Origin of the sequence: Lysinibacillus sp. NPDC097231 (genome assembly GCF_044761885.1) — a bacterium.
Lineage (GTDB): Bacteria > Bacillota > Bacilli > Bacillales_A > Planococcaceae > Lysinibacillus.
In genome coordinates this window covers 1-19,553 of the sequence record NZ_JBIWDH010000006.1, presented here as the reverse complement: position 1 = coordinate 19,553, position 19,553 = coordinate 1, and the positions used below count along the sequence as shown (strand labels likewise).

The 19,553-nt window shown below is 38.7% G+C and carries 18 protein-coding genes and 1 pseudogene; 14 read left to right on the top strand and 5 right to left on the bottom strand.

Annotated elements, in window-relative coordinates:
- Positions 1-437: 437 nt before the first annotated feature.
- Complete coding sequence (locus ACIQXF_RS05780; protein ID WP_402780094.1) at positions 438-1,073, top strand: DUF421 domain-containing protein; 636 nt, start codon at positions 438-440, stop codon at positions 1,071-1,073.
- Here the strand turns inward: ACIQXF_RS05780 and ACIQXF_RS05775 are convergent.
- Positions 1,070-2,587: a putative polysaccharide biosynthesis protein gene (locus ACIQXF_RS05775; RefSeq protein ID WP_402780092.1), complete on the bottom strand. Its 1,518-nt coding sequence runs from the start codon at positions 2,585-2,587 to the stop codon at positions 1,070-1,072. The genes ACIQXF_RS05780 and ACIQXF_RS05775 overlap by 4 nt on opposite strands.
- A gap of 93 nt (positions 2,588-2,680) precedes the next feature.
- Here ACIQXF_RS05775 and ACIQXF_RS05770 point away from each other — a divergent pair, with 93 nt between their 5' ends.
- Positions 2,681-2,989 (top strand): post-transcriptional regulator, encoded by a 309-nt coding sequence (locus ACIQXF_RS05770; RefSeq protein WP_402780090.1) that lies wholly within the window; start codon positions 2,681-2,683, stop codon positions 2,987-2,989.
- 347 nt (positions 2,990-3,336) lie between these two features.
- Positions 3,337-5,604 carry a protein translocase subunit SecDF gene (gene secDF, locus ACIQXF_RS05765; RefSeq protein ID WP_402780088.1) on the top strand — a complete coding sequence of 756 codons (2,268 nt, stop codon included), beginning with the start codon at positions 3,337-3,339 and terminating at the stop codon, positions 5,602-5,604.
- A gap of 161 nt (positions 5,605-5,765) precedes the next feature.
- On the opposite strand, the gene ACIQXF_RS05760 is transcribed toward secDF, so the two are convergent.
- Positions 5,766-6,503, bottom strand: a complete 738-nt coding sequence (locus ACIQXF_RS05760; protein WP_402780087.1) for a methyl-accepting chemotaxis protein — start codon at positions 6,501-6,503, stop codon at positions 5,766-5,768.
- Between the two features lie 337 nt (positions 6,504-6,840).
- Positions 6,841-6,996 (bottom strand): hypothetical protein, encoded by a 156-nt coding sequence (locus tag ACIQXF_RS05755; RefSeq protein WP_402780085.1) that lies wholly within the window; start codon positions 6,994-6,996, stop codon positions 6,841-6,843.
- Between the two features lie 430 nt (positions 6,997-7,426).
- On the opposite strand from ACIQXF_RS05755, the gene ACIQXF_RS05750 reads away from it, so the two are divergent.
- The 8 genes from ACIQXF_RS05750 (at position 7,427) to ACIQXF_RS05715 (ending at position 16,225) form a co-directional block, all read left to right on the top strand.
- A complete protein-coding gene (locus tag ACIQXF_RS05750; RefSeq protein WP_402780083.1) occupies positions 7,427-8,800 on the top strand; it encodes a chorismate-binding protein in 1,374 nt (457 codons plus the stop codon).
- Positions 8,800-9,831: an anthranilate phosphoribosyltransferase gene (gene trpD, locus ACIQXF_RS05745; RefSeq protein WP_402780081.1), complete on the top strand. Its 1,032-nt coding sequence runs from the start codon at positions 8,800-8,802 to the stop codon at positions 9,829-9,831. Before ACIQXF_RS05750 ends, trpD begins: the two co-directional genes overlap by 1 nt.
- Entirely contained in the window at positions 9,828-10,619 is a 792-nt protein-coding gene (gene trpC, locus ACIQXF_RS05740) for an indole-3-glycerol phosphate synthase TrpC (protein ID WP_402780079.1), read from the top strand. Before trpD ends, trpC begins: the two co-directional genes overlap by 4 nt.
- Entirely contained in the window at positions 10,616-11,230 is a 615-nt protein-coding gene (locus tag ACIQXF_RS05735) for a phosphoribosylanthranilate isomerase (protein WP_402780077.1), read from the top strand. Before trpC ends, ACIQXF_RS05735 begins: the two co-directional genes overlap by 4 nt.
- Entirely contained in the window at positions 11,230-12,441 is a 1,212-nt protein-coding gene (trpB, locus tag ACIQXF_RS05730) for a tryptophan synthase subunit beta (protein ID WP_402780075.1), read from the top strand. The genes ACIQXF_RS05735 and trpB overlap by 1 nt, the downstream gene beginning before the upstream one ends.
- Complete coding sequence (gene trpA, locus ACIQXF_RS05725; protein WP_402780073.1) at positions 12,438-13,226, top strand: tryptophan synthase subunit alpha; 789 nt, start codon at positions 12,438-12,440, stop codon at positions 13,224-13,226. The genes trpB and trpA overlap by 4 nt, the downstream gene beginning before the upstream one ends.
- A 134-nt stretch (positions 13,227-13,360) precedes the next feature.
- Entirely contained in the window at positions 13,361-15,679 is a 2,319-nt protein-coding gene (recJ, locus tag ACIQXF_RS05720) for a single-stranded-DNA-specific exonuclease RecJ (RefSeq protein ID WP_402780071.1), read from the top strand.
- A gap of 33 nt (positions 15,680-15,712) precedes the next feature.
- A complete protein-coding gene (locus ACIQXF_RS05715) occupies positions 15,713-16,225 on the top strand; it encodes an adenine phosphoribosyltransferase (RefSeq protein WP_402780069.1) in 513 nt (170 codons plus the stop codon).
- A 121-nt stretch (positions 16,226-16,346) separates the two neighbouring features.
- On the opposite strand, the gene ACIQXF_RS05710 is transcribed toward ACIQXF_RS05715, so the two are convergent.
- Entirely contained in the window at positions 16,347-16,475 is a 129-nt protein-coding gene (locus ACIQXF_RS05710; protein ID WP_402780067.1) for a hypothetical protein, read from the bottom strand.
- A gap of 115 nt (positions 16,476-16,590) precedes the next feature.
- On the opposite strand from ACIQXF_RS05710, the pseudogene ACIQXF_RS05705 reads away from it, so the two are divergent.
- Positions 16,591-16,998 (top strand): annotated as a pseudogene (locus ACIQXF_RS05705) (PhzF family phenazine biosynthesis protein).
- Positions 16,999-17,069: 71 nt separating this feature from the next.
- On the top strand, positions 17,070-17,417 hold the full coding sequence (locus ACIQXF_RS05700; protein WP_402780302.1) for a PhzF family phenazine biosynthesis protein: 348 nt from the start codon (positions 17,070-17,072) through the stop codon (positions 17,415-17,417).
- Positions 17,418-17,459: 42 nt separating this feature from the next.
- Here the strand turns inward: ACIQXF_RS05700 and ACIQXF_RS05695 are convergent, their stop codons facing one another.
- A complete protein-coding gene (locus tag ACIQXF_RS05695; RefSeq protein ID WP_402780065.1) occupies positions 17,460-17,906 on the bottom strand; it encodes a MarR family winged helix-turn-helix transcriptional regulator in 447 nt (148 codons plus the stop codon).
- Between the two features lie 236 nt (positions 17,907-18,142).
- Here ACIQXF_RS05695 and ACIQXF_RS05690 point away from each other — a divergent pair, with 236 nt between their 5' ends.
- Positions 18,143-19,399, top strand: coding sequence for an MFS transporter (locus ACIQXF_RS05690; protein WP_402780300.1), 1,257 nt, complete (start codon positions 18,143-18,145; stop codon positions 19,397-19,399).
- Positions 19,400-19,553: the final 154 nt, after the last annotated feature.

The window sequence follows — 19,553 nt, the reverse complement described above, 5'->3', positions numbered from 1 at the left end:
TTTGAGTTGTCTTGTTAAATTAGGAAACGGTGATCATTTACTAAATGTGGAAGTATAAATGATGATGACCTTTATACAATTTATTGTTATCATGAAATGTCCTTGTTAACTGTACGGGTGTTTTTAAGCTAAAAAGGTGCATTACGACAATAATTTCAGCTCCTTTTATTTTGCACAAACTACTAGGGTTTATTCTTTCGATTTACGGAAATTGTACAGCATCATTTTCCTATTATAAACAAAGAAGTGTTATTTTGTTAATGTTATTGTGCATTTCTATTGCTGCGATTAAATTAAAAACTTGGTTTCTTAAAGGTTGGCAGGAAAAAATCTTTTTTAGTTACAATAAGTGGTAAAAAAACAACATTATCCATATAACATCATCCTGTATAAAAATCGATGAGTAAGGTCACCTTGATTAGTATGGGGGTGACTATATGGAAGAATACTTTACGATTATTTTTAGAACTTGCTTTTTATATGTGTTTATCCTTATCGTTTTTCGCATGATGGGTAAGCGTGAACTTGGTGAATTATCTGTTATCGATTTAGTGGTATTTATATTAATTGCAGAGGTTGCAGCCTTTGCGTTGGATGACTATGAGAGTTCTTTATTTAATGCCATTCTACCAATCATCGTGTTGCTAATTATTCAAATATTAAGTGCGTTATTATCGCTTAAATTCAAAAAAGTACGTGATTTAGTCGATGGCGATCCAGCATTGCTCGTAAGAGATGGCGTTATTATAGAAAGCGAAATGCGCAAGCACCGCTATAATTTAGATGATTTATGTCAGCAATTGCGTGAAAATGGAGTAGCTTCTGTCACGGATATTGCTTATGCTTATTTAGAGCCTTCTGGCAATCTTTCTGTGTATAAAAAAGATGAAAAGTCCTTTGCTTATCCATTGATTATCGACGGCGATATTCAGGAAAAGCATTTAAAAGTATTGCATAAGGATGTTGATTGGTTAAAGGCTGAGTTAACTAAAAATAATATTACGGATAGTAGCACTGTATTTTTTTGTATTTGGGAGGACAATCGTCTTCATATCCAACTAAAAGAAAGTTAAACTTTCTTGGCCAACTTACGAAGATAGCGGAAATCTGTGATGCGTAACTGGTTGGAGAATAGTAAGAATGTAAATAGTAAAAATAAGGTTACGCAGCTACTTAAAATGAACGGCAATGGCATTATTTTTGTTAGAAAATACTGGGTAACACAAACAGCAATAAAACAGCCATATGGAACAACAAACATTCTAAAACCAGCACGCAAATTTTTACGTTGTCTTACTGTTGCGATATGCAAGAACGAAGTCAGTAAAACGCCAAAGCCTATTGCCACAACGGCACCTTTTTCTTGGATACCAGGCTGAGAGGCGAGCACGAACATGACAAAGAGCTTACCAAGACCACCGTAAATGGAGTTCATCATCGCAGAACGGGCTTCACCAATTGCTTGTAATATCGAATGCAAAGGACTTTGAATATAATAAAAGTAAAAAATTGGAGCTAATATTTTCACATAGCCACGATTTTCTTCTAAGTGGAAAAGCTTCACCGCTAATTCGTCGCCATGAACAAAGAAGTACGTTGCTGCAATACAACCCACCAGAGAAGATAAGCGTAATGACACAGAGATACGTTCCTGTAAAAGAGGTATGTGCTGACGTGCAACAGCATCACTTACAGCTGGAATAAGGACAATCGAAAGTGCTGCGGACACAAAAGCTGGGAATAATAATAAAGGAACTAATACACCCGAAATAATGCCATAAAGAATCGTTGCTGCAGAGGCTGTCAGTCCAGCCATTGTTAAAGCTTTTAAAAAGATAATGGGCTCTAAAAACCAAGTAAAAGATCCAAACAGTTTGCTTCCTGCAGAAGGAAGGGCGATTCGTAGCATTGGCGAGGAAGGATACGCCTCGATTTTGCTTTTTTTCGCCAATAGATTTTTCTTTGAAACAATATAATGCATCCACAGATACAAGAAAGCAACGACTTCAGCTAGAAGTGTAATACCCATAGCTGAGGCTGCTGTAATGGCAGCATTGTTATAAGCAGCCACAAATGGCAGCATGAATGTGATGAAACCAATGCGCACAATTTGTTCCATCATTTGTGCCCAGGCTGTAGGTGTAATTTTCGTAATGCCTTGTAAATAAGCGCGCAATAATCCAGAGCCAACTGATACTGGCACAGCAAAGAGTGCAATCCATAGCGTAATTGTTGTCTGTTCATTATGTAAAAGTGTAGTCGAGATATATGGTATTGTAAGTGCAACAATCGGCATAAAAATGATCATTCCAATAAATGACCAAAGTATAGCAGTCCGCATAACACCATAGATGCTTTCACGTTTGTTTTTTGCTAGTAACTCTGCTACAATTTTTGCCACAGCGATAGGTAGTCCAAGTTGAATGAGTGAGATGAAGAAAATAAATGCCGGATAGACGGTCATATAAATGCCGACTGCCTCTTCACCAGCAATACGCATAAATTGCATTCTATAAAAGAAGCCAAAGAGTTTAGATAAAAAAATCACGAACATTAAAAATAGTGTACCTCGCACAAAAGAACTCATGCCATCCGTCCCTTCTCAAGCCACAAAAATTCATTTACACTATTTGTATGCAGACATGTCTTACGATACAACTTTGATTGGAGATGATTCAAAATGAGTATGCAACATGAGCAACTATTTGAAAAAATTCGTCCGGCAATTGATAGTAAGATAGAAGAGTTTAAGCATTATCAATACGATGCTATTACAGCAGAGGAACTATGGCGCTACTGTGTAGAGAAAAAATGGCGAAAAAAAAATATTGAACAATTACGTTTACATGAGATTATCGCCACTATTTTTGCTGTATCACCGTCCGATATCGTATCGTTTAATCAAGTAGAATTTTTACAAAGTAATGATTGGTTTACAGAAATAAGTACAGAAGAATTAAAAACGCTGCTTGGTCCGGTGAAATCTTAAGAAGAATATGTGAATTTTGTCAAATAATAAAAGAATACTAAAAGTGTTGAATTGACACCAAGCGCAACGTGTTTCATAATGAGTGTGTTGCGCTTTTTTTATTTGTATAAATATATTTATTCAAAAACCTCCATATAATTCTTTTCTGAATTTGGAGGAATACACCTATTCAAATACTGGAATAAATTTGCGCGTTATGAACGATTGAAATAAGTAGAGCAACCTTTTTGAAGCACAGGCTACATTATTCTAAAGGAAAAGGAGGAATAAACGTTTCAAAAGGATTTGTATTATACTTGTTTGTAGTGTAAGGAATTGCCTTACACCTATTCGAGGAGGATTTATAAATGAAACTAAAAAGTCGTATTGTTGCATTCGTGCTACTTTTGGTAATCTTTACAGCAACCATTAGTACGACTGTAAACGGCGTCTTAAAGGACATTAAGCTTGGTCTTGACTTACAAGGCGGGTTTGAGGTTCTTTATGAGGTTAAAGAATTAAAAGAGGGACAAAAAATTACACCGGAAGTTGTGACAGCTACAGCTACAGCTCTTGGTGAACGTGTAAATGCTATCGGGGTAAGTGAGCCAAGCATTCAGGTTGAAGACAAAAACCGCATTCGCGTGCAATTAGCGGGAGTTGAAGACCAAGAATCAGCACGTAAATTATTGTCTACTTCTGCAAATCTAACATTCCGTGATGTCGATGACAATTTATTGCTGGATGGTAATGACTTAAAGCCAGGTGGTGCTAAAGGTTCCTTTGACCAGCAAAATCGTCCGATTGTTTCGCTAACGTTAAAAGATGCGAAAAAATTTGCCGACGTTACAAGTAAAATTGCCGCTAAACCTGCAGGACAAAATTTACTTGTTGTCTGGTTAGATTTTGAAGAGGGTGTTGACTCTTATAAAGCAGAATCACAAAAAGCGAAGCCTCGCTATGCATCTGCTGCAACAGTTAGCCAAACATTAAATACAACAGATGTAATGATTAGCGGGAACTTCACAGTTGAAGAAACGAAAAATTTAGCGGGTATTTTAGATGCTGGGGCACTTCCTGTAAAGCTTAATGAAATTTATTCTACTTCAGTTGGTGCACAATTTGGTGACCAAGCACTGAAAAGTACAATTTTCGCTGGCGTTGTGGGCGTAGTCATTATTTTCTTATTTATGCTATTCTACTACCGTTTACCTGGCTTTATTTCCATCATTACACTTGCTATTTTCACTTTCCTAGTGCTCGTTGTCTTCGACTGGATTAATGCTGTGTTAACACTTCCAGGTATCGCAGCTATCGTTCTTGGTATAGGAATGGCCGTTGATGCGAATATTTTAGCAGCAGAGCGTATTCGTGAAGAGCTCCGGGTAGGTTATTCGGTTAAACAAGCATTCCAGATTGGCTCGAAGCAGTCTTTATCAGCAATTGTCGATGCGCAGCTAACTACATTATTAGCAGCTGCTGTATTATTCCAATTCGGGACAAGCTCTGTTAAAGGTTTTGCAACAACATTAATTATCAGTATTTTACTAAGCTTCGTAACAGCTGTTTGGGGATCTCGTATATTACAAGGGTTACTTGTAAATAGTGGATATTTCAACAATCCAGCTTGGTTTGGTATTCCAAAATCTAAACAGCATAGCTTGGATGAAAATATCGGAACATTAGATTTATCAACGAAATTTGATCGTTTTGACTTTGTTCACAACCGTAAGAAATTCTATACATTCTCATTAGCTATTCTAGTAGCTGGTTTAGTGGTTCTTGGTATATTCCGTCTAAACCTTGGTATTGACTTCTCAAGTGGTACTCGTGTGCAGATTGAAGCGGATCAAACGTTGAATAAAGAGGAAGTATCAAAATATCTTGATAGTATTGACTTCTCATCTGAAGATATCGTTTTGGCAGGTGAAAAGAGTAACTCTGCGGTTATCCGTTATAAACATGACCTATCACAAGCAGAAATTTTAAAGTTCAAAAAAGAAGCAGGCGAAAAATATGGTCATGAGCCTGGCGTAAGCACAGTGTCTCCAACTGTCGGTAAAGAACTGGTGAAAAATGCGATTAAAGCATTATCTCTTGCTGCTCTCGGTATCATTATCTATGTTGCGGTTCGTTTTGAGTGGCGCATGGGTATTGGGGCAATTGTCTCGTTACTACATGACGTATTCTTAATAGTTGCTGTATTCAGTTTTATGCGTTTAGAAGTCGATATTACGTTCATTGCTGCTGTACTGACAATTGTCGGTTACTCCATCAATGATACGATAGTTACATTCGACCGTATGCGTGAAAACTTAGAACGATATGATACGATAAAAGACCGTGAAGTGTTAGCGGATATCGTTAACAAATCACTACGTCAAACAATGGGTCGATCAGTCAATACAGTGTTAACGGTTATTATCGTTACAGTGGCACTTCTTATTTTAGGTGCACCATCAATTCAAAACTTCTCAATCGCGTTATTAATTGGTTTAATAACTGGTATGTATTCTTCAATTTGTATCGCTGCACAAATCTGGTATTCACTAAAAATTCGTGAGATGAAAAAATCAGATGGTCCAATACACAAAAAAGAGAAAAAACAATGGGGTACTGATGAGCCTGTTGTTTAACTTCTAGCAGAAGTTAAAGCCGATTCCGGACGCAATTATGCCAAGGCCTAATTGATTATAATTCTTAAATGAGGCAGGGAAGGAAACATATCTTTCCCTGCTTTTTGATGAAAAAAGAATCTACTTGTTTTCTTGGGAAAACAAGTAGATTCTTTCGTTCATTAAAGTTTAAATTGTTGTAGTAATGATTGCAGTTGCAGAGCGTTGTTGCTCAATTCCTCAGCAACCTCATTAACTTGTTGCATGGTTGCTACTTGTTCATCTACTGCTTCAGCAATGATTTTAGAGTTACCTACTGACATGTTTGCACTAGTTGCAGTTTCGGTAACAGAGGCAGCCACTTCTTCAGCACTTGCGGAAATCTGTTGTGAAGTGGCAGAAATATCTTCAATTTGGTCGGTAAATGCCTGAACAGATGCTGTGATGGAATAGAATGCATCACCTGCTTCGTGAATCTTCGCTACGCCATCCTGAACAGAAGCTAACCCCTCATCTACAGCAGCTGCTACATTTCTTGTATCCGTTTGAATCTCATTTGTAAGAGCAACAATTTGGCCTGCAGATTGATTTGATTTTTCTGCAAGCTTTCGTACTTCATCAGCAACTACTGCGAAGCCTTTACCGTGCTCGCCAGCTCGAGCTGCTTCGATGGTAGCGTTTAGTACTAGTAAATTTGTTTGTTCAGTTATCGCAGTAATCACTTTTGTAATTTGTCCAATTTCTTCAGATTGCTGACTCAGCTTTTGCGTTAAATCTGCAATTCGTGAAGTAGTCTCATAAATAGTATCCATTTGCTCTTTAGCAGATGTAATGGTTTTACCGCCCGTATTAGCAAGCTGTGTCATATTTATAGCATTGTGATGCAGATTTTGTGTATTCTCAGCAATTCTTGGAATCAACTTGTTCTTTATTTATTAACAGGGAACTATCTTTACGGAAACATTTTTTTGTTTAAAAGATAATATTTCTTTGAATATTTTTTCTTTTTCTCTGAATTGATTGACAATTTTGGTGAAGTGGCATAGAATAAGGCTAACTTTTCGTTCGATACAAGGCAGAAGATCTCGGGAGCGAGGTCAGCCTTAGAACAGATGAGCTGAGTTTAGATAAGAATAGCTGAGAAAATTGTTGAATAAGAGTAGTAGCTTAAGTATGCAATCTAGAGAGTCAGTGGTTGGTGCAAACTGATTTGTAACTTATGTGAATGGACTTATGAGAGTCGCTTATTATCTTCATTCAGCAGTAGACTCCCACCTCTACAGGTGGTGAGACGATTGCGAATGTGGGCTCCTTTTCAGTGGGTGTCCAAACACTTACTGAAATAGAGGAACTCAGTCTAAGAACGCCACGTCCTGTGGCAACGACTGAGTGACCAACATCTTGTTGGCCCAATGCCTCCAGCGGATGTCACGGATTTTGAAAGGAATGAATTGAGGATGTGAGCCTAAAACCTTCGCATCCTGCGAAAACGGCTAACTGACCTGCGTTGTGCAGGACTGGCCACAATTCAAAATCCGGACGCAATTACGCCAAGGCGAAATTGATAATAGCGAACGGATTCCCCACGTTATAGGGGGTGCTTGGACAAAAAAGTTAGAGTCTTGGATTAATCTTTTGTAAATAAAAAGATGCATCACTTTAATGGACTAAGACTGAGCACATAAGGGAGAGCAAATATGCTCTAATATGAGGTGGCAACGCGGTCATGATCGTCCTCTGCAATTAGGAAATTTCCTTTTTGCAGAGGGCTTTTTTTATTTTTTACAACTAAATAGTAGTTAACCCATTCAAAGGGGAAATTTAACAAAGGAGCTTGGTAATTATGCTATCAACGAGTTCAAGAACAAAAATGAAAACCATTAATGGTGATTCCTTAACGCCGATTTTAATTTTTAGACGGTTACAAGGTAATCACAAATTTTTGCTTGAAAGTTCAGCGCAGCATGAGGGAGCAGGACGTTTTTCTTTTATCGGTGCAAATCCAAGAAAAACGTATAAAGGCGTAGGAGATGAGATTCAGGAATATTCATATAAAACCGGAAAAACATATACCCATAAAGGCGACCTTTTTGTTTTACTAAAGAGATTAATGCCACGCATTTCTAATACGGCGCAATTTCCTTTTTCAGGAGGGGCTGTTGGTTATGTAGGTCATGGCGCAACACCGATATTATCTACTTCCCATGATAAAGTGCAGTTACCGGATGTGCATTTCCATGTGTATGAGACAGTCATTGTTTTTGATCATGTAACAGACGAGGTTACATTGATTCATACGAATATAGATGCGGAAAAAAAAGAACCAAACTTAGAAGAATTAGCAGAGCAGTTGTTAAATAGCCACGAGCATGAGGACACAACTTGTTGTTATCAAACACTTGCTTCGACTACGAATGAACAATTTGCAACGTCACTTACAACGATCAAAGCTGCCTTGGATAATGATCTTACCAAGGTCGTAATACCTAAGCTTTCTCTGGCAAAGTTTCAGGGAGATGCATTCGCTTTATATCGTCAATTGCGTAAAAAAAATCCTGCACCCTATATGTATTACGTAGAGTTTGAGGATCATATAGTCTTGGGCACATCACCTGAAAGTCTCATTCGTGTAAAAGGTGAGCGTGTGATTGCTACACCGACGGAAGGAATATTTCCTAGAGGGGTAACCAAGAGCGAAGATATAGAACATGAACGAAAGCTCTCTGAAAACACAGAAATGAGGAAGTCCCACGCTGTGCTCGTATCTGCCGTCCAACAGGAGTTACAGTCCGTGTGCTTCAGGGATTCCATTCAAGTAATTGATGCCATGAGAATTGAGCGCTCGAAGCATTCATTACACCTGACATCAAGAGTCGAAGGTCAAATATTGCCGATGCTTCATGCACTTGATGTTTTAGCAGCAACCTTACCACCCTTTGCAGCAACTGGAATACTAAAGGAGCGGGCCAAGGACTATGTAAAAAAATCTAGTCAAACTGCTGGGATTTTTGGGGGGGCTCTCGGATTTATTGGCTTTAATGGTCATCTTGATTTTGCTTTAACAGGGAAATCCATTGTTATTGCAGATGATACGATGCATATGCAATCAACTGTAACGGTAACGAAATACACAAATGTCAAAGAGGTTCTAAGACAAGTAGAAGGGGACGAACAAGAATTTTTAAGATTACTTGAAAAAGAAGGGAGTCAACATTAATGGAAAAAATACGTCAAAAAGTACAGCAATGTGAGCATTTAATGTATGAGGAGATGCTACAGGCTGCAACATGGGTGTTCCAGGATGACACTCCTAAGGAAGAAATCGCAAGCTTTTTAACAGCACTATCTGTGAAAGGTGAAACGGCACATGAAGTAGCGGCATTAGCAACAATCATGCGCTCGTTTGCGCTAAATGTACCGGCAAAAGAAGGCGTATATATGGATAATTGCGGTACTGGTGGCGATGGTCTCAATACATTCAATATCAGCACAGCTTCCGCCTTTGTATTAGCTGGTGCAGGTATCAAAATGGCGAAACATGGAAATCGCAAAATTTCTTCTGCATCAGGAAGCTCTGATGTTTTAGAAGCACTGGGTATTCATACGAACATTACGATTGAGCAAACAGTTGAATTATTAGAGAACGAAGGAATTGCCTTTTTATATGCTCCAAATGTACATCCAAAATTAAAGCGAATTGGCGAGGTACGTCGTGCACTTGGTAAGCCAACTATTTTCAACCTTGTCGGTCCACTTACCAATCCAGTATCCTTATCAACACAATTTACGGGCATTAACCGTCCTAATTTTGTAATGGAGTATGCTTCCGTATTACAAATGCTAGGGCGTGAACGTGCAATGGTCGTTTCAGGGCCACAAGGATTAGATGAGGCGTCGTTGGCTGGTCAAAATACTTTTGTCTTAGTAGATAAGGGAGACTTCATTCCATTTTCATTAACAGCAGAGGATGCAGGACTCAGTTATGCTCCATTAGAGGCTATACGTGGTGGCAATGCAGACGAAAATGCTGCCATTATGCGTAAATTATTAGCGGGCGAGCAAAGTGCTTACTTTGACACAGTATTATTGAATGCTGGTATCGGATTGTTCAGCTATGGGATTGCTCAAACCGTTAAAGAAGGGGTAGATATGGCAAAGGAAAGTATATTTAGCGGACGTGCACTACAAAAATTAGAGGCAGTCATTGCTTATAGTGAAAAAATTAAAGAAGTGGAGGTTGGACAATGAATATTTTAAATAAGATTCTCGAACAAAAGAAGATAGAGGTTGGTGCTTTACTTGAACAACCCGACCCATTAGCAAATTTTACAGCAAAACCACGTCCATCATTATTTGAGCATATGCGGACGGCTGAAACTTTACAGGTTATTTCTGAAATGAAGCGTGCATCCCCTTCAAAAGGCTTAATCGCAGAAGGTACAGATCCAGTAGCGCAAGCTAAAATTTACGCACAAGAAGGGGCAGCGGCCATTTCGGTTCTAACAGATAAAGAGTTTTTTAAAGGTTCCTTTGATGATTTAGTAGCAGTTGCAAATGTCGTTCAAACGCCACTCCTTTGTAAGGATTTTATGATTGATCGTGTGCAAATTCGTTTTGCCAAAGCATCAGGTGCATCTATTATTTTGTTAATTGTAGCAGCGTTAACAGATGAGGCATTATGTGACCTATATAGCTATGCAACAGACTTAGATCTAGAGGTATTAGTGGAGGTGCATGATCTTCAGGAACTTGAACGTGCTATTGCAGTGGGGGCTAAGCTGATTGGTGTCAATAACCGCGACTTACGTACCTTTGAGGTGAGCTTAGAACGTACACGTGAAATTGCAGAAGCTTTTCCATTCGAGGATGAGCGAGTATTAATAAGTGAAAGTGGTATTTGGACACAGGAAGACGCTAAATCGGTAGCGGCTATGGGGGCTAGTGGAGTTCTTGTAGGTGAGTCATTAATGCGTAGTGGTACTGTCGGAGCTACTCTAAAAAGTTTACAAGTAAGTAAGGCGGGGGCATCTGTATGACGAAGGTGAAAATTTGCGGACTAAGGGAACAGCAGCATGTGCAAGCAGCAGTAAAGGCAGGAGCGGATGCAATTGGTTTTGTCTTTGCCCAAAGTAAGCGCCAACTATCAATTGAACAAGCACAACAATTAGCCAAACATGTGCCTGAGGATATTTTAAAAATTGGCATCTTTGTCAATCCAACAGCTGATGAGTTACGCACAGCAGTGGAAAACGTGCCATTAGATTATGTGCAGTACCACGGGGAGGAAAGTCCTGACTTTATTCGACAACAGGGTTATCCAGCAATTAAAGCATTGTCTGTACGTTGTGCTGAAGATGTACATGCGGCAGCTAACTATGATGTGGATTATTATTTATTTGATGCGCCAGGTACGGATTTTAAAGGTGGTAGTGGTCACACATTTGATTGGACCCTCCTCGAAATGATAGGTATTCCACGAGAAAAAATAATCTTAGCTGGTGGTTTGAAAGCAGAAAATATTGAAGAAGCGGTGTCACTTGTGTCTCCATATATGGTAGATGTGTCGAGTGGTGTGGAAACTGAAGGTATTAAAGACATTGTAAAAATTAATGCATTTATACAGGCAGTAAAGAAGGGAAGATCATAATGGCGAATTCAATTGCAAATAATGTCCCCACAAAGGAAGGCCGTTACGGAAAATTTGGTGGACAATATGTTCCAGAAACATTAATGACAGCTTTGTTAGAATTAGAGACGGCTTATGATGATGCAATGAAAGATCAATCATTCACGGATGAGCTAGCCTATTATTTACAAGAATACGTTGGTCGTGAGACACCGTTGTACTATGCAGAAAATTTAACAAAAGTGCTAGGCGGCGCGAAGATTTATTTGAAGCGGGAAGATTTGAATCACACGGGAGCCCATAAGATTAATAATGCCATTGGCCAAGCGTTACTTGCAAAACGAATGGGTAAAAAGAAAATAGTGGCAGAAACAGGTGCGGGACAGCATGGAGTGGCAACAGCAACTGCATGTGCATTATTAAATCTTGAGTGTGTCGTATTTATGGGTGCAGAGGATATAAAACGCCAACAGTTGAATGTGTTTCGCATGGAGTTACTTGGTACAAAGGTTGAGTCTGTAGAAACTGGTTCAAAAACGTTGAAGGATGCTGTCAATGCAGCACTTCGCTACTGGGTGACAAATGTTGAAGATACTCATTATATTTTGGGATCAGCTTTAGGGCCACATCCATTCCCAAAAATCGTAAGGGATTTCCAGCGTGTCATTGGTGTTGAAACGCGAAAGCAAATCTTAGAGAAGGAAGGGCGTTTACCAGATGCAGTCGTTGCTTGTATAGGCGGTGGTAGTAATGCTATTGGAATGTTTCATCCTTTTGTCGATGACGAAACTGTTGCACTATACGGAGTGGAGGCTGCAGGAAGTGGCATTGAGACAGGAAAGCATGCTGCAGCCATTGCTGGTGGACAGCTCGGAGTCTTACACGGTGCATACATGTATTTATTACAAGATGACAATGGCTTTGTACAGGAAGCACACTCTATTTCAGCGGGGTTGGATTATCCTGGGAAGGGCCCAGAGCATTGTTATTTACATGATATTGGGCGTGCTACATTTGAGTCGATTACAGATAGCGAAGCACTTGAAAGCTTACAGTTACTAAGTAGAACAGAGGGGATACTTCCTGCACTAGAAAGCTCCCATGCCATTGCTTATACAGCCAAACTTGCGCAGACACTGACTACCAATGACATTATTGTTGTGTGCTTATCAGGGCGAGGAGATAAGGATGTCCATACTGTCCGTAAAGCATTAGGAGGAGATGTATCATGACAACACTTCAGCAGGCAATTGAACAAACAAAGATTGCTGGTAATAAAGCGTTTGTACCATATATCATGGCAGGTGATGGAGGTCTAGAAACATTGAAGCCAACAATCCTGAGGCTGCAGCATATGGATGTAACAGCAATTGAAGTAGGTATACCATTCACGGATCCTGTAGCGGATGGGCCGACAATAGAACAAGCTGGTGAACGAGCTTTAGCGGTGGGCGTAACATTACGTAAAGTGTTAGAAGAACTAGCGTCATTTAAAGAAGAAATTCGCGTTCCGTTAGTTGTGATGACTTATTTTAATCCTGTTATAGCTTATGGTTTCGAGGCATTTGGCAAGGCTTGTGTGGCAGGGGGCGTTAAAGGATTAATCGTTCCTGATGTTCCGCTAGAGGAAAGTGCTATTTTACGTGACACATTAAATCCATATGGTATTGATATTGTCCAGCTCGTATCGTTAACAAGCCCTTTAGAACGAATTGCACGTATTGCGGCTGCCAGTCAAGGCTTTGTCTATGCCGTGACGGTCAATGGAATTACGGGGGCTCGCTCAAACTTTGCTGAGGATTTAGATGACCATTTTGCACGCTTGCGTGAAGCAAGCCAAATACCTGTACTTGCTGGCTTTGGTATTTCGACCCCTGAGCAGGTGGTAACTATGGGTGCACTAGGTGATGGTGTCATCGTTGGAAGTGCAATTGTGACAGCTTTACATGAAGGAGATTTTACTAAGATTGAGGCATTAGTGTCCGCTTCCAAAAGTGTTAAAAAGTCTACTCCTTAAATAGAGTAGGCTTTTTTTATGAGGTCGGATAACTGGATATAACTGATGGATAGAAAGGATAAAACTATCAATCTAATGGATAGTGCGGATAGCCATGATTTTCGGTATAATAACCTTCGTAAGGAAGTGAAAAGATGATTCTATCGAAAAAAAGATGGCAAGTGGAGCGACCAGACGCTAAGCTTGTACAAGCATTACAAAATGACCTACAACTTTCTGCTATTGCAGCGAAAATTTTAGCAGCACGGGGCTGTGAAACTTCAGCTGATGCAGAAAGCTTATTAAATATGACAGAAGCAAACATCCATGATCCGTTTTTAATGCATGGCATGACAGAAGCAGTTGCACGTATTGAAAAAGCGCTTGAAGACGGAGAGAAAATCTTAGTATATGGAGATTACGATGCCGATGGTGTTACAAGTACGACAGTAGTACTAAATGCGCTGCTTGACCTTGGTGCTGATGTGTCGTTTAAAATACCGAATCGTTTTATTCATGGTTATGGACCACATGAGGCATTATTCCGTGAAGCATATGATGAGGGTGTTCAGCTAATTATTACGGTGGATAATGGTATTTCAGGTATTGAACCGATTCGTGTCGCAAAGGAACTAGGCATGGATGTCATTGTTACAGATCATCATGAGCCAGGTGAAGAATTACCGCCAGCAGATGTCATTTTACATCCTCGTATTCCTGAAGGACACTACCCATTTGGTGAGCTCGCAGGTGTAGGTGTAGCGTTTAAGCTAGCACACGCACTGTACGGGGAACTACCGACACATTTAATGGAATTTGTTGCCATTGGTACAGTAGCAGATTTAGTGCCATTAGTTGATGAAAACCGTTACCTTGTAAAGCGAGGAATAGAAGAAATGCGCAGTTCACTTAGTCCGTGGGTACAGGCTATATGTGAAGTAGCAAGTGCTGAGCAAGCTAAAATTAACGAGGAAACAATAGGCTTTTACTTTGGTCCACGCTTAAATGCAGTAGGCCGACTTGGAGAAGCGGCACCAGGTGTAGAGCTATTAATGGCTGAGGATAGTGCTAAGGCAACTGCATTGGCCAAGCAGCTTAACACATGTAATAGTGAGCGCAAAGATATCGTAAAGAGTATTACAGATGAGGCCGTTGCGCTAATTGAATCAGACAAAAAAATAGGCGATTCACTCGTTTTAGTCGTTGCAGGAGAAGGCTGGAATGCGGGAGTTGTTGGGATTGTTGCATCTCGTCTTGTTGAGCTATATTATCGTCCAACAATTGTGCTTTCGCTAGACTATGAAAAAGGAACGGCTAAAGGGTCCGCCCGTAGTATTGAGGGATTCCATTTGTATAATGAACTTGCGAAGAATCGAGATATATTGCCTCATTTTGGTGGACATCCAATGGCGGCCGGCATGACATTATCTGTTGAACATGTTGATGAATTACGATCTCGCTTAGATGCCCAAGCAAGGGAATGTTTATCAGAAGAGCAATTGACACCTATACTCAATATTGATATTCCTCTAAAAATTGATGAAATTTCAGCAGATGCCATAGAAGAAATTTCTACACTCGGTCCATTTGGTACTGATTTTCCGAAGCCTGTATATGTGCTCGAAGATGTGGAGATTGCCTCCATGCGAAAAATTGGAGCAGCCGAAAATCATATTAAAATGGAATTGACGGATGGCTATGATAAATTGGATAGTGTCGGTTTTAATAAAGGACATCTACATGATGAGCTAACATATGGAATAAAAGTATCCTTTACAGGGGATTTACAAATTAATGAGTGGCAAGGACGTAAGAAAGCACAATTTATGATAGCGGATGTTCAGACGACGGAGTGGCAATTATTTGATATTCGTGGTATTCGTCAAACTTCACGCTGGTTAAATACAGTCCCGAGAGAGGAAGCGACATTCATCGCCTTCCGTTCAGAGACAATAACCTATTATCAGTCGCTTATTGGTGTGCCGATTCTAGCAGTGGATCCTTCGCTTTCAAATGTTGAACAGTCTAATTATATCGTGCTATTGGATTTGCCACAAAATGTTCAAATGTTAGAAAATGTATTGCGAAAAACTGCACCATCTCGTATTTATGCGCATTTTTATATGCCTGATTCACAGTATTTCAATGGACTACCTACGCGTGAGCAATTCGCTTGGTATTATAAGTTTTTAAAAAATCGCCCTGCTTTTCCAATAAATATGCAGTTGGCTGATTTAGCAAAGCATACAGGATGGCCATTAGATGCATTAAAATTTATGACACAGGTGTTTTTTGAGCTTGATTTTGTTAAAATGGAGAGTGGACTGACGACTGTCAACGTGAATGCGCCAAAACAAGCACTCACTGAAGCACCGTCTTACAAACTACGTTCAGAACAGATTGAAATGGAGCAAAAGCTTGTCTATGCTCCTTATATAGAATTAAAACAATGGTTTGATGAACGATTACATTAATATACGAAAAAGTTTCGTAGGAGGAGCAATAACATGGATTTAAAGCAATACGTAACAACGGTTGAAAACTGGCCGAAAGAGGGCATCAGCTTCAAAGATATTACAACAATTATGGATAACGGTCCTGCTTACAAATATGCAACAGATCAAATCGTAAGTTACGCAAAAGATCTAGGTGCAGAAATTGTGGTAGGTCCAGAAGCTCGTGGCTTCATTATTGGGTGCCCTGTTGCTTATGCGCTTGAAATTGGCTTTGCACCTGTTCGTAAGCCAGGAAAATTACCACGTGAAGTGGTAAGTGCTGATTACGGTCTTGAGTACGGTAAAGATACATTAACTATGCACAAAGATGCGATTAAACCAGGTCAAAAAGTATTAATTTGTGACGACTTACTTGCTACTGGTGGTACAGTTGAAGCGACAGTGCGTTTAGTGGAACAATTAGGTGGTCAGGTTGTTGGCTGTGCCTTCCTTATCGAGTTAGAAGAACTTAACGGTCGTGCAAAACTTGGCGACTTAAACGTGAAAACACTAATTCAATATTAATAAATGATGGGTTTCTTATTATAAAGAAAGCTTAAAGCGTCACATCCATGTGGCGCTTTTTTATTTGTGAACTTTTATAAAAAAACATTGAGAAAGTATGAAAAAAATGAAATGCTTATCATTAAGCAATAAAGTCATTTTTATAGTTATTAAATAAAGAAAATGCCATCATCATAACGTGGGATTGATTTCCGTTCCAACATCCGATGAGCTGCACAACCTTCACTCCTATTAACTTATTTACATGCATATTTAATAATGTCATCTCCAACTTTTGATGATGAGCCAAGGGAGAGTTAGCTTTGTTATATTATGTAATTGATGCTTTTACAGAAACAAAATTTGGTGGTAATCCAGCAGGTGTAGTGATCCATGAAAATTTAGACGAAGAGTTTATGCAGAAATTTGCTGCAGAAATTCGTTTTTCAGAAACAGTATTTATTAAAAAAAAAAGACAATAAAAATTTTAACATAAAGTTTTTTACACCAACAGCACAGGTCAACTTTGTGTACATGCTACTATCGCATCCTTCAAGGCGTTATTAGACAGTTCTGCTATTGAAGATAATAATACATATTTTATGAAAACACTCGCTGGCACACTTACTGTGGAAGTGAATCAATCATTTATAATGATGGAGCAAGCTGAACCTCAGTTAGGAAAAATATTCAATGATTATGATAGTTTGTCTAACCTTTTCAAAATTGATAAAAGCCAAATAGGAGATGAAAATTATAATTTAGTGCCTCAAGCTGCAAGTACTGGTCTTTGAGATATAATGCTTCCAATAAAAACAAGGGATGCTTTGTATGCTTTAAATCCTGATTTTACAGCACTTGCTGAATATACAAAAGTGGGGGCATTCATGCATTTACGCTCGACACAAAAGAAGGGATAGCAGAGAGTAGGAATTTTTGCCCACTCTACGGTATTAATGAGGAAGCTACGACAGGTACTTCAAATGGGGCGTTAACCGATTATCTTTTTCATAACAAAATACTAAATGAATTTAATCAAGAGTACACCTTTCTTCAAGAGCATAGCATGGGCAGACCTTCTAAAATCATTACAAAATTAATAAATAAAAATAATCCAAAAGTTATGGTAGGTAAAAGCAATTATCTTGTCAAAAGGGGAACTATGCTAGGGGTGACTTCTCGTCATATAATCAACCTGAAGAATCCATTTTGATTAATCATTTTCAAAATGGATTCTTTTGTTTAAGTCCTTTATTTATTCTTCATCATAAGATTTAATTATTTTTTGGATAGTCTTCAGCGTTTCATAGAAATCCTCATATTTTTCTATTCCAATATCATCAATAATCCTTTCTTGGACACCTTGCCAAATAGGCGTGGCTTCATCTAGCTTTTCCATCCCCTTATCAGTCAGTGTAATAATCTTCGCTCGGGCATCTTGAGGATCCCTCGATAAAACTACATAACCATTTTGCTTTAACAAGTTTATATTGCGTGTAACGGTTGTTTGATCAAGTAGCAAAATTTCACCTAAGCGACTTATGGAAATAGATTGTAGATGGGCAATATTTGCTAGCATTGAGTATTGTGTAATTTTTAAGTCAGTGGGCTGAAGTAATTTATCATACAATTGTGTCACGACTCTTGTTTTTTTTCGAAGGTTTGCGCATACACATATTTGTGTGTAATCTATATTTTTCATTGCTCCGTACTCCTTTTTGAGTTGGTTCAAATAGTAACCTCTTGTTATTATAGTAGCCTTATTGAATTATTTTGTTAAGTTGGAAATTGCTTCTTGACAGTGATAAGAGCTGTTACTATGATTATATATGTATATACATGTATTTTGAAAGAGATTCGCTATGTATACAAGCATATGGCTTTATTTTTCCTGTTAAAGAGTACAATTAAAAATCTTTAAGAAATGAAGGTGTCATGGTGAAACGTATTCATTACAGTTGGTTTATTTTAGTCATAACCTTTTTCTCAATTATTGTTGCAGGAATTACAATGTCATCATCAGGGGTTTTTATTGATTCTTTTGAAAAGGAATTTAATTGGGATCGATCTTTAATTGCCTTAGCCTTTGCAGTGAGTTTATTTTTATATGGGTTTTCCGGTCCATTTATGGCAGCATTACTGGAAGTAGCAGGTTTAAAGAAAATGATGTTAGCTGCAATGACAACTTTATTAATAGGCTTGTCGCTAACACTATTCATGACTCAATCTTGGCAGTTGATTATTATCTGGGGAGGTGTTATTGGTTTAGGAGCAAGTCTCTTTTTAACTGTGTTAAGTCCATATGTAGCCAATCATTGGTTTGTGAAAAGAAGAGGGCTAGCAGTAGGGATTTTAACAGCAAGTACAGCAACGGGTCAGTTAATTCTCCTCCCTGTTTTGGCAATTATTATTGAACATTATTCTTGGCAGTGGGCGATTGGGTTAATCCTTATCCTTAGCGGTATTATGTTCACCGCTATTTTTATATTTATCAAAAATAAGCCTCAGGATATTGGAATTCTACCTTATGGAATGGAAGAAGAGCTAGTGCTGCACCAAGAGAAACAAAAGAAAAATCCAATTAGAATTGCTTTTAATGGTTTATTTGAGGCTATAAGGGTGAAAGAATTTTGGTTATTAGCGGGAAGTTTTTTTATTTGTGGACTTTCAACTAGTGGGTTAGTGGGAACTCATTTTGTTTCTTTTTGTATTAGCTTCGGCGTTCCTTTAGTAACCGCTGCATCCTTTCTCTCTTTTATGGGTGTATTTAATCTCGTAGGAACTACTTTATCAGGATGGCTGTCTGATCGTTTGGATAATCGATGGTTATTGTTTTGGTATTATCTTTTAAGAGGAGCTTCTCTGCTTTTACTCCCATATGCCTTAATGAAGGGATCCTTAGTATTATTGACAATCTTTACAATATTTTATGGATTAGATTGGATTGCTACAGTACCTCCAACAATTAGTATTTCTAGACAAATTTTTGGGACAAATAAAAGTGGCATTATTTATGGGTGGATTTTTGCCTCACATCAAGTAGGAGCTGCGGTTGCTGCTTATGGTGGAGGCCTTATCTATAAGTTTTTCAATTCCTATACTTGGGCCTTTTTCCTTGCAGGGATTTTCTGTGCATTGGCAAGTTTATTTGTCATCATTGTTAAAAAACAACCACCTCAACAAGCCAATGCTTGATAATCAAAAAATTAATTTAAAAAGTTGAAGCCAATAACACATCGGCTTCAACTTTTTTGATGTGCGCCCGGCATGCGTATGAACTATAGGGTGCAAGTCCCGAACCCCGAAGACAGAAGTAGAGGTTAGCCAAGAGCAAGGGTGTCCGTGGTGA

What these genes read in the sequence shown, in the direction of transcription:
- ACIQXF_RS05715 (WP_402780069.1), top strand. Translation starts at nt 15,713, where the DNA reads ATGGATTTAAAGCAATACGTAACAACGGTTGAAAACTGGCCGAAAGAG.
- trpA (WP_402780073.1), top strand. Translation starts at nt 12,438, where the DNA reads ATGACAACACTTCAGCAGGCAATTGAACAAACAAAGATTGCTGGTAAT.
- secDF (WP_402780088.1), top strand. Translation starts at nt 3,337, where the DNA reads ATGAAACTAAAAAGTCGTATTGTTGCATTCGTGCTACTTTTGGTAATC.
- trpD (WP_402780081.1), top strand. Translation starts at nt 8,800, where the DNA reads ATGGAAAAAATACGTCAAAAAGTACAGCAATGTGAGCATTTAATGTAT.
- recJ (WP_402780071.1), top strand. Translation starts at nt 13,361, where the DNA reads ATGATTCTATCGAAAAAAAGATGGCAAGTGGAGCGACCAGACGCTAAG.
- ACIQXF_RS05770 (WP_402780090.1), top strand. Translation starts at nt 2,681, where the DNA reads ATGAGTATGCAACATGAGCAACTATTTGAAAAAATTCGTCCGGCAATT.
- ACIQXF_RS05710 (WP_402780067.1), bottom strand. Translation starts at nt 16,475, where the DNA reads ATGCATGTAAATAAGTTAATAGGAGTGAAGGTTGTGCAGCTCATCGGA.
- ACIQXF_RS05735 (WP_402780077.1), top strand. Translation starts at nt 10,616, where the DNA reads ATGACGAAGGTGAAAATTTGCGGACTAAGGGAACAGCAGCATGTGCAA.
- ACIQXF_RS05695 (WP_402780065.1), bottom strand. Translation starts at nt 17,906, where the DNA reads ATGAAAAATATAGATTACACACAAATATGTGTATGCGCAAACCTTCGA.
- ACIQXF_RS05780 (WP_402780094.1), top strand. Translation starts at nt 438, where the DNA reads ATGGAAGAATACTTTACGATTATTTTTAGAACTTGCTTTTTATATGTG.
- ACIQXF_RS05775 (WP_402780092.1), bottom strand. Translation starts at nt 2,587, where the DNA reads ATGAGTTCTTTTGTGCGAGGTACACTATTTTTAATGTTCGTGATTTTT.
- trpB (WP_402780075.1), top strand. Translation starts at nt 11,230, where the DNA reads ATGGCGAATTCAATTGCAAATAATGTCCCCACAAAGGAAGGCCGTTAC.
- trpC (WP_402780079.1), top strand. Translation starts at nt 9,828, where the DNA reads ATGAATATTTTAAATAAGATTCTCGAACAAAAGAAGATAGAGGTTGGT.
- ACIQXF_RS05750 (WP_402780083.1), top strand. Translation starts at nt 7,427, where the DNA reads ATGCTATCAACGAGTTCAAGAACAAAAATGAAAACCATTAATGGTGAT.